We start from the raw sequence: 13,804 nt of genomic DNA, 5'->3' as shown, positions 1-13,804 counted from the left end.
CAAAGGCCACTCTCTCCCGAGAAGCTCTCCTTCAGGCGTAAAGACCATATTAATTACGTCGCCCAACCCGTCAAATCACTTTTGTATTATTTGATCCACTTTTTTTAACAATTTCTGCCCCTAACAGAAATAGAATTCGGACCCTTCTTCTTATAAATCGAAGCTGATCGGCGGTATTTGAGCCCTTGTTCATAAAGTAAGGATAAGTAGGAAATTTCTTTCTTAGAAATGCACGAAACTCTGGTTATGAACAAAATTCTGTCACATTATTTTGGTTTAATCTGAACTCATAATACGTTAAACTGTCCGAATCCGATCCGATCCATAAAGAGATATTTAAGAGAGGAAGAACTTTGGGACCCGCAGACGAATACATAGACCAATATCTTAAAGAGAATATTATAGAATCTGAAACTATTCAGAGAATGCGACATGTGATCCATGAGTTCAGTTCAAGGACTCCAAAGGTCATCGTTACGAAGTGTATAGACGGAAGAGTTCATGGAAGTAAGTTGAAAGGCTATCCAGTCACTACTATCAGGTTTGGAAGAACGGACGGCAATATCGTATCTACTAGTCAGAATAATTTTTGGTATTGGAACCGTATCGATAAGGCGGTGAATGATGCTCAATGCAATACTCCTAATATGCCTGCACTATTCATCGCATACATGCATAGATCCGATATACCCGGATTAGGATGTGCGGCTCATGGAGGAGATGAGGTTGCAGCAGCTAAGGCAGTGAGAGATCAAGTCACTGCGGTCAGAAAGGTTTTTCCTCGAGATAAGCTCTACGTGATCGAGGGGATTACGAATACGGATAGCATGGCGGAGACCTTGATATTCGAAGATGGAACTATTTTAGATTCGCTTCAGATCGGGAATGATTTTGGCCTCACGGATCCTTCTCAGGTGTTTCATTCTGCTTTTTTAAAATACCAGATCAAGGATCCGGCTATCTCTAAGAATATTGGATTTCGGACCCCCGAGCAGTTGTTTACAGGAAAGACATTCGATTTCTATGATGAATTCCAAACTTCTCTTTCTATGAAATCGTTTTTGATCCGGGAGATCTCTGCGATTGTGAGTTCCGGAGAATTCGATACGCAGAAATTGATCCAACCAGATCTACTGAGCGCGCTCTATCATAAGCTTTCCTCCGTCAAAGATCTCCCTAAGGCGTTGTTACCTAGTCTTTTATATCAAACGATTTGGAATATTGCCTATTCTATGTATCAGAAGAGAAAACTTTCGCTAATGAATCCAGACGATCGTTGGAAACTTTTAGACCATGCAGAAGAGATTATTTGTTATGGGGACGGTTTCGAACTTCTGCAAAGGAACAAGGCGGTGCTTGTAAAAACAGGGAGAGGGGATGATACCGACGCATTGCTCGTGGCAAAGAAGGTCTTGAGTAGAAATCGTCAGCATGAAGCCAAGCCCTACCCTATTATTATCCATTTGAATGTGGAGAACTCATGTGAGCTGCGTTCTTGGGCGGATTTTAATGAGAATATTTCTTCTCGAATGAATACCATGCTTAGAAATTTGGATACCGTTTTCGAAAAAGAAGAAGTAGTGATCTTGACGACCTTCTCTTATTTGGATCAGAAAAGATTTTATCCGATCAGAACGAAAGAGGATCCTCGGATCTCTTATCCTGTGAACATTATGACGGATATTAATGGAGAAGATCTGTTTTCTACGATCGGTCTAAGGGCGAGAGAAGCCTTTTACGCGGCAGAAAGGATCCCCTCCGCGTATGAGGCTCGGTATTTCGACTAAGACTATCTCGCCTTTTTCGCCTCGACGAACTTGGAAAGCTCTTCTCTGAAAGAGAATTTCTTAGTGCCCATGAGATAGCGAAAAGCGCTTATGATCACGTCCGGGCGAGGAGGATCTCCTCCGATGAATAGGTCGGGCTGTTTGGGAAGATTTCCGAGCGGGAAGAGACCACCGGAAACAGCTTCTGTTCCGCAGGCGACGAGTGCCTTTGGGCTTGGCATCGTGTCCCAGGCAACTTGTAGAGGGACTTCCATGTTTGGACCGACTGGCCCGGCATAGACGACAGCATCCGCATGTTTGGGAGAGGCCACCACTCGCACCATGCTTGCCTCGCTATCGAACACCGCATTGAAGCTTGCGTTTAACTCCGCTTCTGTGGAATTGTTGCCGCTTGCCGCAACTTCCCTGTATTGGAAACCGGTCTTACGAGTGATATTACGGAATTGTTTTACTTCGTCGGAGATCGACTCTTCGTGAGAAGTAGGGGTCCCATCTATATAAGAAACTTTTAATGCGCTTCTGTCTACGGAATACACGTGAACAAACCCCGAGTTCTCGAGTTTATCCGGAGAATGCTCCACGCAGAGTCCGCATTGCAGGCAGGCCCCGTAATCGAATATCACTTCTTTTGCTGATACTACCTTGATCCCACCTGTAGGACATACCTTCTCCACGGATTTATCCAGAGACGAGCCTTTCTTAAATGTAGGGACAGGGATCCCTCGAGCGTTCGGGTTCGTGGTCTGCATCTTCTCGAAATCTAAATTACGAGCAGGGCGAAGGATGTTTATAATTTCTTGAAATATTTTCATAGATCGACTCCCACATAACTTAGGTTGAAGGACTTATTGTTGAGAGGGAAATCCCCAATATTTTCCCCTCTGACTGCAAGCTCTAACGCATGCCAGTTCAAAACGGAAGGATCTCTTACATACGCCTCCGTGATATCCCCGGAAGAATTCAAGGTAAAGGAAACAAGAACAGGTCCTCTCCAACCTTCCGCGGCACCGAAATAGACTCCGGGCTTCGGCTTGGATGCTTTTGCTTTCTTGAATGCCTCGTTTGCCGCATGGAAATTCTTGAGCGCGGGGATCGCTTTGGTTAACCAGGCTCCGCTATTCTTCAACTCTTCATAACGAAGATAGAATCTTGCCCAAGCATCTCCTTTCATGTTCGCATGATCCAGGTCTAACTTGATCCCTTCTCCTGCGAGTGAATAACTTGTATCGTGATGACGTAAGTCTCTAGAGAAACCGATGCATTTCTCTACCATTCCCACAAAGCCAAGATCTTTCCATTGTTTTGGGGTAAGGGTTCCGCAGATCTGAAGCCTTTCTCTGTTTGTGGATTTGCTTGCTGCTCTTTCGAAATGGCCCGCCACATCTTCTGTGACATCTGCAATTCGTTTTGCAAGATCCATAAGTACGGATTCGGAGAGATCTTTTTTGAGACGCACTTTTCCCGGAGAGAGTGCTCCTCTTCCAAAACGATTTCCGGTAAGAGCCTCCATGACTCCCAGAGGAACCCCTCTTTGCATGGAGCAAACCCCTTGCAACGGATAATATCCTACGTCACCCGCAATCGCTCCTAGATCCCCGATATGGATGGCAATTCTTTCGATCTCGAGAAGAACGGTTCTTGCGAAATTTACTTCTTGTGGAACGGAGATACCGTGGGCCTCTTCGAATGCCTTACTGAATGCAATCCCATAAGCAACACTCGAGTCCCCGGAGACTGCTTCCGCATAAGAAGAGATATCGTCCTTATTCTTTCCTTTGAGTAGGTCCAGTAGTCCCCTTCTCTGGAAACCGAGACGGATATCCAAGTTTTGGATGACTTCTCCTTGGACAATGAATCTGAAATGACCAGGCTCGATCACACCTGCATGGATGGGACCCACCGCATGAGAATAATAAGAAGGAGGAACAGGAACATTGAAACCTCGATAGATAATGTCCTTGATCCCAGCCCTTGTTAAAAACTTCTCCAGGAGATGCTTTCTATCTTGGGAAAGATACTTCTCATAATCCATATGAGAATAATCTTCGGGACCTTGGTTGGTCCCGAGGCTATGTCTTAGGATCCAGATCGGATTTGCATGATCCTCATAGAGATTCTTCTCTTCGGATTTGGAAAGAGTCTCTCTTTCGATCCCGTCCTTAGTGAGCCAGAATCTATGAGTCTGTTTGGTTTCAGAAGAATGAAAAATACCGGTAACGTTTTTCATAATACACCGTGTAAAAGAAGATAGAATCCCCAGCAACCGGTGCTGAGAAGAAGTAGAAGTAAGAAGAATCCGTTCGTCATCCGGATCCTAAGAATGGTGGAAAGATCCTTGGGAAAAGGTCTTCCCTTGATATTCAAGAGAGGTGCAAGCTTATACAGCATCACTCCGAAGAATACGATCCCTAGGATCGGAACAAGGATAACAAAGGATTTTCCTCCGATCTGTCCTGCCTTGATCAGGATAATATCCGTCACGAAGATGGGAGATCCCGGCATCACGAAGGCTAAGAACAATGCGAGAATGAAAAGGGATAAAGCAGGCTTATTGATAGAGTCCGCCTGGATGATCTTACCCAATTCTCGTTTGCCAGCATCCATACGTACGATCCCCATGCTGATGAACAAAAGGGATTTCACGACTAAGTTCGTAGCCATTGTATAGAAAAACACATTCTCGCTTAAATCCATCCAAAGGAAGACGGCAAGAGCTCCTGTATGGAAAAGGGCAACTTTTGCAGAGATCCTGCGGATATCGTTTCTGTCGTAGATGGCGAAGATACTATATAAAATCGTGATGATCCCAAGCACCAGAAGCCCATCCGCACCGCTGAATGTATTCGGAAAGAGTTGGTGATCCAGATGCACGAAAGGTCTTAAGGCAAAGCAGACCGAAACAGGAATAAAGGAAGAAAGCAGAGAAGAAACCTGCGTAGGACTCTCCCCATATGTATCCTCGATCCAAACGTGATTTGGGAAAAGCCCGAGCTTTGCGGAATAACCGAAGATCGCAAGCCAAAGGCCGATCTCCACCCAGATAATTTCCGGATGAGAAGAAGCATTCGCCGCTAAGAACTCTATGGGTTGGTTGATCACATGCAAGGAAGAACGAAGAAGAATGATCCCAAGAAATGCGATACCAAGTCCGAATGAGTTGATCAGAAGGAATTTCCAGGCGATCGGAAAGGACTTACTCGTTCTACTGGAAGAGATGAGAAGTGCTCCTACGAATGTAGTGGCTTCGATCAAGACCCATTGCAAGGTAGAACCTTCTTCATGCCAATCACGGATGATCCAGACTGCGAAGTTAATGCCCGCACATAATACAAGAAGAACGGACCAGAATACTAGGTTCGTTTGGTTCTTAGTGGGTGCGAGAACGTATGTGAGAAAGATTAGGATAAAGACGGCAGCCCCTATCCCTAAAAGAATCTCGAAGCTCATCTGAAACTTTCTCCTTTATCCATTTCTTTCTCGGTGTTGATCCGAAGCGCTGCTCCTGCTCCGATAATAAGCACCGCATCCAAGAAGGAGCCAAGCTCGCTTCCGATCGGAACTCCGGATTTCAAGAGAAGAGTAAGTAAGAAGGTCCCGTTCTCGAAGATGCTGAAACAGGCGATGACTCCCACCCAGTTCCTTCTTACGATAAAACCGATCACTCCCACATAGATGAGAAGAAGAACATACAATAAACCGAACTGGTGAGCCTTTCCAAAGAATGCGGAGATTGCTCCCATGAAAATGAAGCTCGCAGCCGCTCCCGCAAACAAAAGCCCGAGTGTAGGAAGATAACCTACTTTAGGAAAAGTTGATTCAGGAGAATTGATCCTTCTTGCGGTCCAAAAGAGAATGATAGGGGTAAGGAGCCCTTTGAAGACGATTACCATTCCCGCGAGGAAAATAGAATGGAATCCGTCCCCTCCTTCTTCTTGAAAAAGAGGAAGAAGAAGTAAGAAACCCTGGACTCCGAGAAGAATGACAACCCTCTTGAGACGGTTCTCTAAGAGGATCATTACTCCCGTGAGAAGTATGATCAGGTAAGTAAGATCTGTGCTCATGTTTATTTACCTATTTTCAAGAGAATGCCTAGTATCAGCATGAAGATGAAGTTGAGTCCCAGAAGTTCCGGGATCCAGATCCATTTCCTGCGAGTGCTATTCGATTCCCAATAGCCGATAAGAGCGGAGAATAGAATGGCTCCTCCGAAAGCTGCGAGTTCCTTCCAGATCGGAAAAGAGACGAGTCCGAAAAAGACTTCCATATGCTCTAAACCCAATTTGGTAAGAAGAAGAAAAAGAGAAGCAGTCTTGAATTGATGAGCAAGCTCAAAGAGTGCTCGAGTTCTTCCGGAAGCTTCTAAAAGCATGGCCTCATGCACCATGGTAAGTTCCAGGTGGGTTCTAGGATCGTCGAAAGGAGGCTTAGAAAGTTCCGACAAGACGATTAACGTAGCTCCTAAGAAGAACAGGATCCCGAAAGAAAGATTCGCAAAGTTCGCCTGAAAGACCACATTGGATTCGAATACCACGAGGATAAGGATCATGATCGGTTCCCCGAAGATGAAAAGAAGCGCTTCTCTTGCGGCTCCCATTCCACCGAAAGAAGTCCCGTTCTCTACCGCATACGCAACCGTAGCGAAACGGATCATCCCGATCAAGAATGGAATGAATAACAGAGAAGCCCACTCGAAGGAAACAAGGGACCAGAGTACCAGACCGAATGTGGCTGCAAAGATCGCGGAGCTTTCCGAAAAGAATCCGGAGAATGGACCGTCTATCGGATACTTTTTGATCATCCGGACTGTATCATAAAAAATTTGTAATACAGGAGCTCCCCTTCTTCCTTGGGAATAGGCCCTGATCTTTTGGAGCACGCCTCCGCATAAGAACGGAAGCAATAGAAACGATAGTGTTTGGATCAGTATGTCCAAAACGACAGTAGTTGTGACCAAATGCCCCCCTCCGCCAAACGAACGACGATGATTACGATCAAGATTGCTAACACTGTAAAAGAAGAATACGTCAAATCCACAGAGATAGACTCATCATCCGCTCCCCGGATCTTAGCCTTCAAAGAAGATAGAAGTCTTAAGAGAATACGAATGAATCCGTTATCCAGTCTAGAGCTTCCGCTTTCATCCGTGAAATACTTCCCTAAAGGAGCGGCTAGCGGATCGGAAACTGCCGAGCTTGTGATCGCCACCTCCGATCCGCCGAATAAACCGCCACAATCCCACAGTTTTCTCTGTCTTATTTTGTGTCTGAGCCCTAACATTCCCACGGATAGGAGAATGACTAAACCTATAACGTCCAAGATCCCGATCCCTCGGAACCAGGAAACATCCAACCAGTCCACACGAACTGCATAATAATTTGCTAATGAAAGAATGACAACTGGTGCGAGTAATACCAAAGCCCCGGTCAATACCAAGGAAGCGTTGATCATCCTATTTGTGCCATGATCCTCGAAGTTCTTCCTAGGCCTGGACAGAACAAGTCCTAAGAAGAGTTTCAGGTGAGCCGCAGCTCCCACAGCAAGACCTGTGCAAACCAAGATCAAAAGAGGAAGGATAAGAGCCGCACTTAGATCAGTGACTTCCAAAACGGCGGAGAATAACTTAATGAAGGTCGCTTCCGACAAGAAGCCAGTAGTCCCGGGGATCGCAAGAAAACTCATGGTCCCAAGAGCCGCCAAAAATGTAGGAACTCCGCTAATTCTTCCTACACCTGTGTTCTCATCCGAATTCGAAGAACCGGAAAGTTTAGTAAGATATCCGAAGAATAAGAACTGGAATGTCTTGCTGATACTATGATGAACGAGAGAGATTAAGAATAAAACGCCGAATGCCTTGCTCAAAGAACGTAGACTCTCTTGCTCGCTACTCTGCCAAAGAGCGGAAAGAAGAAGGCAAAGCCAGAGAAAGTTCATGTTCTCCACAGTGCTATATGCGATCGACTTCTTCACTTCCTTGCTGAATAATGCGGTGATCCCTGCCCATAACACTCCGATCCCGGCAAGAGGGATCAAGATATATGCATAATGAGTTCCAGGAAGTAAGGGAACCGCAAACTTAGAGAATAAAACCAAAGGAAGGTTCACGAGTAAACCGGAGTAAGCGGCAGAGGCATGAGCAGGCGCTCCCGCATGCGCTTCCGGCAACCAATAATGCACTCCGAAGAATGCGGACTTGATGAGAAGTCCTAAGATCAAGAAGAAAAGACCCGCATGAGGATTGCTTGCAAAGATCCAGAAAGTAAAACAAAAGGCACCGATCCCGCCTGCAGCAACCAAGGCCACGAAGCTACGGATAGATGCGTCGTTCCATTTTCCTCCTACATACAACAAGAATGCGCTGATCGTGGACAATTCCCAGAACAGGATGAGCCACAAACTCTTGCCTACGAGATAACAAAGTCCCGTACTTAGGAAGAAGAAGGCATAACCGAGTAGAACGAGAGCCTTTCTCTCCTTCTCATACCCGTTAACATAAAGCGCGATAAACGCTCCCAGACCGGCTTGCAAACTCAAGCCGATCAAAAGAGGACTATCGCTTCCCAAAAAATCCAACCCCAATACCCTTCCGATCAGGAAGGGCAATATCAGGGAGGCTGCGATCGCGAGGTGAGCGAGTATCGTCATATATCTCCTCGAATATTCTTAGAATACAGCGTTAACTTGCAGATAGAACATTCTGGCCTGAGACGCTGCTCCCGCAGGACCGTAGACGGACGGTGCGCTTATATTATTCAATACTGCAGTAGGAGTCAAAGTAACTGCTCCAGTTGTATTGTTAACCGAATAGGTATAAAGCGCATTTCTTGCATTCTTAACGGCATCTCCCGCAGTTAAGAATCCTGCTCCGAGCCACAGAGAGCAATAGTCGTTTATCGTATAGTTCCAACCTATATCGAACTCGTTGTAGATATTTCTTCCCAACTTAGCTAGATAATGGGTAGTAGAACCGTTATTTGCTTCAGTACTCACGTTGCCGGTTGCACTGCTCGTTCCATTGATCGCATACCAGGAGTCTTGCACCATTGCTTTATTGTTGATAAAATAGGAGAAGTAGAAGGTTCCGAAAGAGTCCGTTTTATAGGAAGCGTTCACAGTGAAACTTCTCAAGTTCTTGGTATCGATATTCTCGGAAAGACCCGCGACGTTATTGAAGTAAGGGATTACTCCGAATCGAGGATTGGTCAGAGTTTGGAAGGTTCCATTGCTTCCATCTTGGCGATTCCCATCACCGGAAGCATATTGCCACTGAACTCCTAAACGAAGTTTTTGCGCGAAGGTATAACCAGTTTGGAAAACATAGAATTGACCGGTGTATTTTTGGTTTTTAGTTCCAGCAATACTCTGAGTATACGTAGTTCCGTCAATCGTAGCGGAAGTAGTAATATCTTGTCCACCTACTAGGTTATCCACTCTGGTTCCTGTAGAACCGGATTGCCAAGCGGCTTCCAAGGTCCAATCCCATCCGCCCCAAGGCCCCTCTTTCGGAAGGTTATTTCCTGCAGTACGGTTTGTGATCCGGAAACCTGTAGTGATCAAGTTGTCTTGCTGTTTATTCCAAGCGTTTGGAGTATTATCCGCTCCGTTCGCAAATGCAGCTGTAGTAGGGCTTGGAGGAGTATTAGACATAGGGGTCTTGTGAGTCAAAATACCCAAGGAATACACATCGATCAAGAACCAATCTTTCGCAGGTTTGATGGTGTTATAAGTTCCCACTAAGTACTTGTCAGGTTGTCCTACGCTAGTTCCTACAGGAGCGTTCGCAGAAAGAACTCCGTTCGGACCACTTTGGTTCCCTACCAATTTGTAACCAAGCAAATGGATATTGAACGTATCGTGGTCAAACATCAAACGAGCTCCGTCATAAGACAGACCGTTGATGGTCCAGTTCGCTCCGCCGATCATCCTTTGGTCCCCGTAAGAGAGGATCTGGCGACCGATTTGCAATTTTGCATCCAAAGGAAGTTTCTTCAGCATGAACCATCCTTCACGAAGAGTGGTCAAGCCTGCAGGGTTAATGGAACTTTGTCCCGCAGTCACCGTAGTCGCGGTACCGGCAAAAGTGTTCGCACGAACGTCCCCAGGAGAAGCTGGAGTTTCACCACCCCACACTCTTGCGTCCTGGATATTTACTTTCATAGAGAAATAAGGACTTGGATCTATAATGAAGAACAATTGAGAGGTCTGCATGATACGAGAGATATCGCCCTTGTTCGCTTTGTCGAAAGCGAGGTTTTCTCTATCTTCGAAGCGGGGACGGATATAAGCGCCCACGCGGACCCAGTCATTTAACCATGCTTTTTTGCGAGTAGTCACCTTTCTAGATAACTCCGGCTCAATCAACATGGATCTGTTATAGTCGGGGGTTAAGCCATTGGCTTTCAAAGGAGAAACATATTTGTTCTCCTCTTCCTCTTCCGGGGTCGGAGCAGCAGGAGCGGGAGTAGCTGCAGGAGTTGCAACTGTTCCGGCTGTAGGGGCCGGTGCTGGTGCCGCCGGTTTATCCTGTCCGAAAATTCCTAAAGAGGGAATCAGGTAGATCATACCGAAAAAGGAAATCCACTTAAGAGAAGATTTCGTCGGCTCGATGGTTCTATTCTTTATCAAGTCGAGAACTTTCATATTCTTCTTCCTCCAGTTTCATTTAAACCGGGTTTGTTGATCCGGTCATATTTTGGGGATCGCCTAACGCAGGCGATGGCGTTTCATTTTTTACAAAAATGTCCATCCGACCTCCAATTGAAGTCGGACAGACCTTGCTGTTTTTTCAAAGTAGGTTTAATCTAACTTTGAAAGGAGCGGATTACACTCCGAGAACTGTTTTCACTAAGTAGTAGTAAAGAGGGATTCCCGCAATGATGTTGATCGGGAATACGATCGATAGAGCTACAGTGAGATAGATACTTGGGTTCGCTTCAGGAATGGAACCTTTCATTGCAGCAGGGACCGCAATGTAAGAAGCGGAAGCGCAAAGAACTACGAACATGAACGCGTCGCCGAGCGGCATTCCGATGATTTTCACCAAAACTAATCCTAAGGTAGCGTTAACTGCCATCAAGAAAAGAGCGGCAAAGATCAAGAAGGAACCAACGCTCTTCAATTCTTTGAAGCGTTTCGCAGCGGAAATACCCATGTCCAAAAGGAACAGGGTCAAGATCCCTTGGAAAAGGTTCTCGGAGAAAGGAGATTCTTTCTTCCATCCGGATTCACCGGTGAAGTAACCTACGATCAAAGAGCCTAATAACAAGTAGATGGAATATCCGAAGAATGCTTCATGAAGCAAATGCTTCCAAGAGAAACCCTTGCCACTGCCAGTGCTTTCAGCCTTAGTGCGACCGATCCTGTCCAAAATAACCGCTACAACAATAGCTGGCGATTCCATAAGTGCCATACCGGCAACGATGAATCCACCGAATTCTTGGCCAACGTTATGAAGGAAGGCTCCTGCAGTAACGAAAGTAACCGCGCTGATGGAACCGAAGGATCCGGCAAGAGCGGCAGCGTTTGGACGATCGAGTTTGATCTTGAGTACGAAGTACGCATAGACAGGAACCAACATCGCCATAAACATACAGCCTAAGAGAACGTAAAGGTGCTCTTCGCTGAATGGAGTTTTGAAAAGCTCGTGTCCACCTTTGAACCCGATGGAGAACAAAAGAAACATGGAGAAGAACTTTCCGATCTGATCCGGAACTACCAGATCTGATTTAAAAAGAACTACCCCCATTCCCAGGAAGAAAAACAATACTGGGGGGTTAAGGACGTTCTCCACAACGGCATGAATATCCATAGAATCTCCTTTAAGATTCTCGGATGGCTTTCCTCAGGCCCGTCTTTCTCTTCTTTGGAGTCCGATCGAGAGCGATTCCCTTCATCCGAGAAGGAATATATAATACAAGACCTTCCAAACTTATAAAATTGGACACTAAAAAATACGGTAGATTGTAAAAAATTATAAAATCTAAACGTTATATTAAGAGCTGCCTAATAATTCAGCATAGGGTGCTTAATCCTAATTGACTTATGCCAAGCTGTCATCATTCTTAAGGGATAAATAACGAAAATTCGCCTGTTTCGAGATTCTTTGGCGAGCCTAATAGTAGAAATTTTATAGGAAAGAATTGATAAAAATCTAAACTGAGGTCTAAGATTTCTAAATTTTAAGGACTGGAATTTACCCGGATTCTTTTCATTTCCAAGATTATAATTTTAGATTTAAAAACATAAATTAGGATTTTCACTTAGAACTTTGTACTGTTTTTGATTTCGGTTCGATTGGCTTAAAAAAGAGGGTGACTCGAACAAAAAATCCTGGTATCCTCCTAAGAGGCGATATCTCTGGGATATTAAAGTAAATGGGGCATTTTCAGCATAAATTTCGCAGGTTCCTTTCTTTTTCGTTCCCAAAAATGCTCTTCGGATCCATCTTTCTGATCCTTTCCGCTAGCATTGGGATCTCTGCGGCTCCCAATGCCCCCGTTCCCGATACGATCCGCCTCTCTTCTGCTTCTCAAGCGGAGAATATTAGTTCTAAGATCGAGTATAGATACCGTGGGTATCAGTTCCAGCATTGTAAGCCGGAGACGATCAATTCCCTTAACCAGTTGGAATGGCATCTTAATGCTGGGAACGTTCTTCGTGTTAAGAGGAATTCTGCAGGAAATTGGCTTCGGTTTAAGCTCGCGAACGACGGAACGGATCCTCTTTTGAGGACTCTCGTTCTATTTTGGCTGAATTTACCCGATGCAGAACTTTGCTCCGTGGACTCCAAAGGAAAATACGAGGCAGGGTTTGCCGGTTACGATATGGACCCTCTTTGGGGCGAATTTATCTCTCCCCTTCCTCACTTCAATATTCGATTGGAGCCTAAGGAAGAACGGACCTTCTATCTATACGTGCTTTCTAACGAGGATATTAATTATCCGATCAGGCTTTTGTCGGAAGACGATTATATGCTTATTGTTCGTCTTCGTTCTGTCCTTTTCTTGGCAGTGGGTTTCGTGCTGGCTCTTGCTATCGGATTCAATGTTTTCTTTTATTTCAGATATAAGAAGGTACTTTTCTTAACCCTGCTGTTGCATCTTACCGCTGTGGCAGCTACTTTATATTTCTTGCATGGGATCGAATTTGCGTCCATCGCAGGAAATGCAAATAACCTATTCCGTCACAATTACTTTCTATTTTTGGGAATTACCCATGTTGCCTTCTTTTTATACATGGCTTCCTGGAATAAGGAGAGTAATGGACTCATCTATAAGTCTCCGCTTTTCTGGTTGGTTTGTTTTACTGGAATTCTCTATCCTCTTATTCCACTCTACCAATTCTGGTACGATCACCGCATTCTTGTCCTAGTTCTAAATTACGGTTTTATGTTATTCTATTTCGGAAAGACGCATGTGTCTTCTATCCGGAACAATACGATCTATGAAATGTTCTTCATTACCGTTTGGGGGATCTTCCTGCTTTTAGATCTGTACAAGACTATTTTCCATTTCGACTTCTATCCATACAATCGGATCGCAGTCTATGGGGTCTTGTATTATCTTCCTGCGCTTACTGTATTCGTATCCTTATTGTCCAGAGAGATCCTAAGAAAAAGAGAAGAAGAAGTCTCTTCTCGAAAGACGCATCTTTCTTCCTTGGATATAAGCGATTTTGTGAAGAAGATAGGGGCGCTTTTGGAAAAAGAGAAGATCTATCTTACTAAGTCCTTAAAAGAAGAGCATATGGCTAAGGAGCTCGGGATCAATATTCACCAACTTTCCGAGCTGATCAATACCGAGTTCAAGACGAACTTTCCTTCTCTTATTAATCAGTATAGAGTGGAAGAAGCGAAAGGATTACTCAAACAATTCCCGGATGAGAATACTACGGAAATCGGATCCAGAGCTGGGTTCAGTTCCAGATCCGCATTCTATTTGGAATTTAAGAAGATCACAGGTACGAATCCGAATTCGTACCGAAAAGAAAATCTGCAGGGAAGGACTGCGAATTAGATCTTG

10 protein-coding genes are annotated in these 13,804 nt (G+C 44.9%); 2 read left to right on the top strand and 8 right to left on the bottom strand.

What is annotated here, in order from left to right; translation table 11 throughout:
- The first annotated feature begins 353 nt into the window (after positions 1 to 353).
- Entirely contained in the window at positions 354 to 1,787 is a 1,434-nt protein-coding gene (locus EHO57_RS04160) for a hypothetical protein (protein WP_135643203.1), read from the top strand.
- Between the two features lie 2 nt (positions 1,788 to 1,789).
- Here EHO57_RS04160 and EHO57_RS04155 read toward each other — a convergent pair whose 3' ends face one another.
- The 8 genes from EHO57_RS04155 to EHO57_RS04120 all read right to left on the bottom strand — a co-directional run bounded on the left by EHO57_RS04155 (position 1,790) and on the right by EHO57_RS04120 (position 11,592).
- Entirely contained in the window at positions 1,790 to 2,599 is an 810-nt protein-coding gene (locus EHO57_RS04155) for an NADH-quinone oxidoreductase subunit B family protein (RefSeq protein ID WP_135643201.1), read from the bottom strand.
- The gene (locus tag EHO57_RS04150; protein WP_135643199.1) at positions 2,596 to 4,014 is read right to left on the bottom strand and encodes a hydrogenase large subunit; all 1,419 of its coding nucleotides are present in this window, start codon (positions 4,012 to 4,014) and stop codon (positions 2,596 to 2,598) included. The genes EHO57_RS04155 and EHO57_RS04150 overlap by 4 nt, the downstream gene beginning before the upstream one ends.
- Positions 4,011 to 5,234, bottom strand: coding sequence for a proton-conducting transporter transmembrane domain-containing protein (locus EHO57_RS04145; protein ID WP_135643196.1), 1,224 nt, complete (start codon positions 5,232 to 5,234; stop codon positions 4,011 to 4,013). Before EHO57_RS04145 ends, EHO57_RS04150 begins: the two co-directional genes overlap by 4 nt.
- A complete protein-coding gene (locus tag EHO57_RS04140; RefSeq protein ID WP_135643194.1) occupies positions 5,231 to 5,848 on the bottom strand; it encodes a formate hydrogenase in 618 nt (205 codons plus the stop codon). Before EHO57_RS04140 ends, EHO57_RS04145 begins: the two co-directional genes overlap by 4 nt.
- 2 nt (positions 5,849 to 5,850) lie before the next feature.
- The gene (locus EHO57_RS04135; RefSeq protein WP_135643192.1) at positions 5,851 to 6,741 is read right to left on the bottom strand and encodes an NADH-quinone oxidoreductase subunit H; all 891 of its coding nucleotides are present in this window, start codon (positions 6,739 to 6,741) and stop codon (positions 5,851 to 5,853) included.
- Positions 6,708 to 8,429: a proton-conducting transporter transmembrane domain-containing protein gene (locus tag EHO57_RS04130; protein ID WP_135643190.1), complete on the bottom strand. Its 1,722-nt coding sequence runs from the start codon at positions 8,427 to 8,429 to the stop codon at positions 6,708 to 6,710. The genes EHO57_RS04135 and EHO57_RS04130 overlap by 34 nt, the downstream gene beginning before the upstream one ends.
- Positions 8,430 to 8,447: 18 nt before the next feature.
- Positions 8,448 to 10,424: an alginate export family protein gene (locus EHO57_RS04125; protein ID WP_135643188.1), complete on the bottom strand. Its 1,977-nt coding sequence runs from the start codon at positions 10,422 to 10,424 to the stop codon at positions 8,448 to 8,450.
- A gap of 181 nt (positions 10,425 to 10,605) precedes the next feature.
- Positions 10,606 to 11,592, bottom strand: coding sequence for a sodium-dependent bicarbonate transport family permease (locus EHO57_RS04120; RefSeq protein WP_135643186.1), 987 nt, complete (start codon positions 11,590 to 11,592; stop codon positions 10,606 to 10,608).
- Positions 11,593 to 12,211: 619 nt separating this feature from the next.
- Here EHO57_RS04120 and EHO57_RS04115 point away from each other — a divergent pair.
- Positions 12,212 to 13,798 carry a helix-turn-helix domain-containing protein gene (locus tag EHO57_RS04115; RefSeq protein ID WP_135643184.1) on the top strand — a complete coding sequence of 529 codons (1,587 nt, stop codon included), beginning with the start codon at positions 12,212 to 12,214 and terminating at the stop codon, positions 13,796 to 13,798.
- Positions 13,799 to 13,804 lie beyond the last annotated feature (6 nt).

The sequence above is a fragment of the Leptospira langatensis genome, assembly GCF_004770615.1.
Classification (GTDB): domain Bacteria; phylum Spirochaetota; class Leptospiria; order Leptospirales; family Leptospiraceae; genus Leptospira_B; species Leptospira_B langatensis.
The sequence above is the reverse complement of the archived record's forward strand: the minus strand, read 5'-3'. Positions and strand labels throughout refer to the sequence as shown.

Bases quoted from the DNA above. Each gene is read 5' to 3' on its own strand.
- EHO57_RS04155 (WP_135643201.1), bottom strand. From the start codon at position 2,599: ATGAAAATATTTCAAGAAATTATAAACATCCTTCGCCCTGCTCGTAAT.
- EHO57_RS04125 (WP_135643188.1), bottom strand. From the start codon at position 10,424: ATGAAAGTTCTCGACTTGATAAAGAATAGAACCATCGAGCCGACGAAA.
- EHO57_RS04115 (WP_135643184.1), top strand. From the start codon at position 12,212: ATGCTCTTCGGATCCATCTTTCTGATCCTTTCCGCTAGCATTGGGATC.
- EHO57_RS04150 (WP_135643199.1), bottom strand. From the start codon at position 4,014: ATGAAAAACGTTACCGGTATTTTTCATTCTTCTGAAACCAAACAGACT.
- EHO57_RS04130 (WP_135643190.1), bottom strand. From the start codon at position 8,429: ATGACGATACTCGCTCACCTCGCGATCGCAGCCTCCCTGATATTGCCC.
- EHO57_RS04140 (WP_135643194.1), bottom strand. From the start codon at position 5,848: ATGAGCACAGATCTTACTTACCTGATCATACTTCTCACGGGAGTAATG.
- EHO57_RS04120 (WP_135643186.1), bottom strand. From the start codon at position 11,592: ATGGATATTCATGCCGTTGTGGAGAACGTCCTTAACCCCCCAGTATTG.
- EHO57_RS04145 (WP_135643196.1), bottom strand. From the start codon at position 5,234: ATGAGCTTCGAGATTCTTTTAGGGATAGGGGCTGCCGTCTTTATCCTA.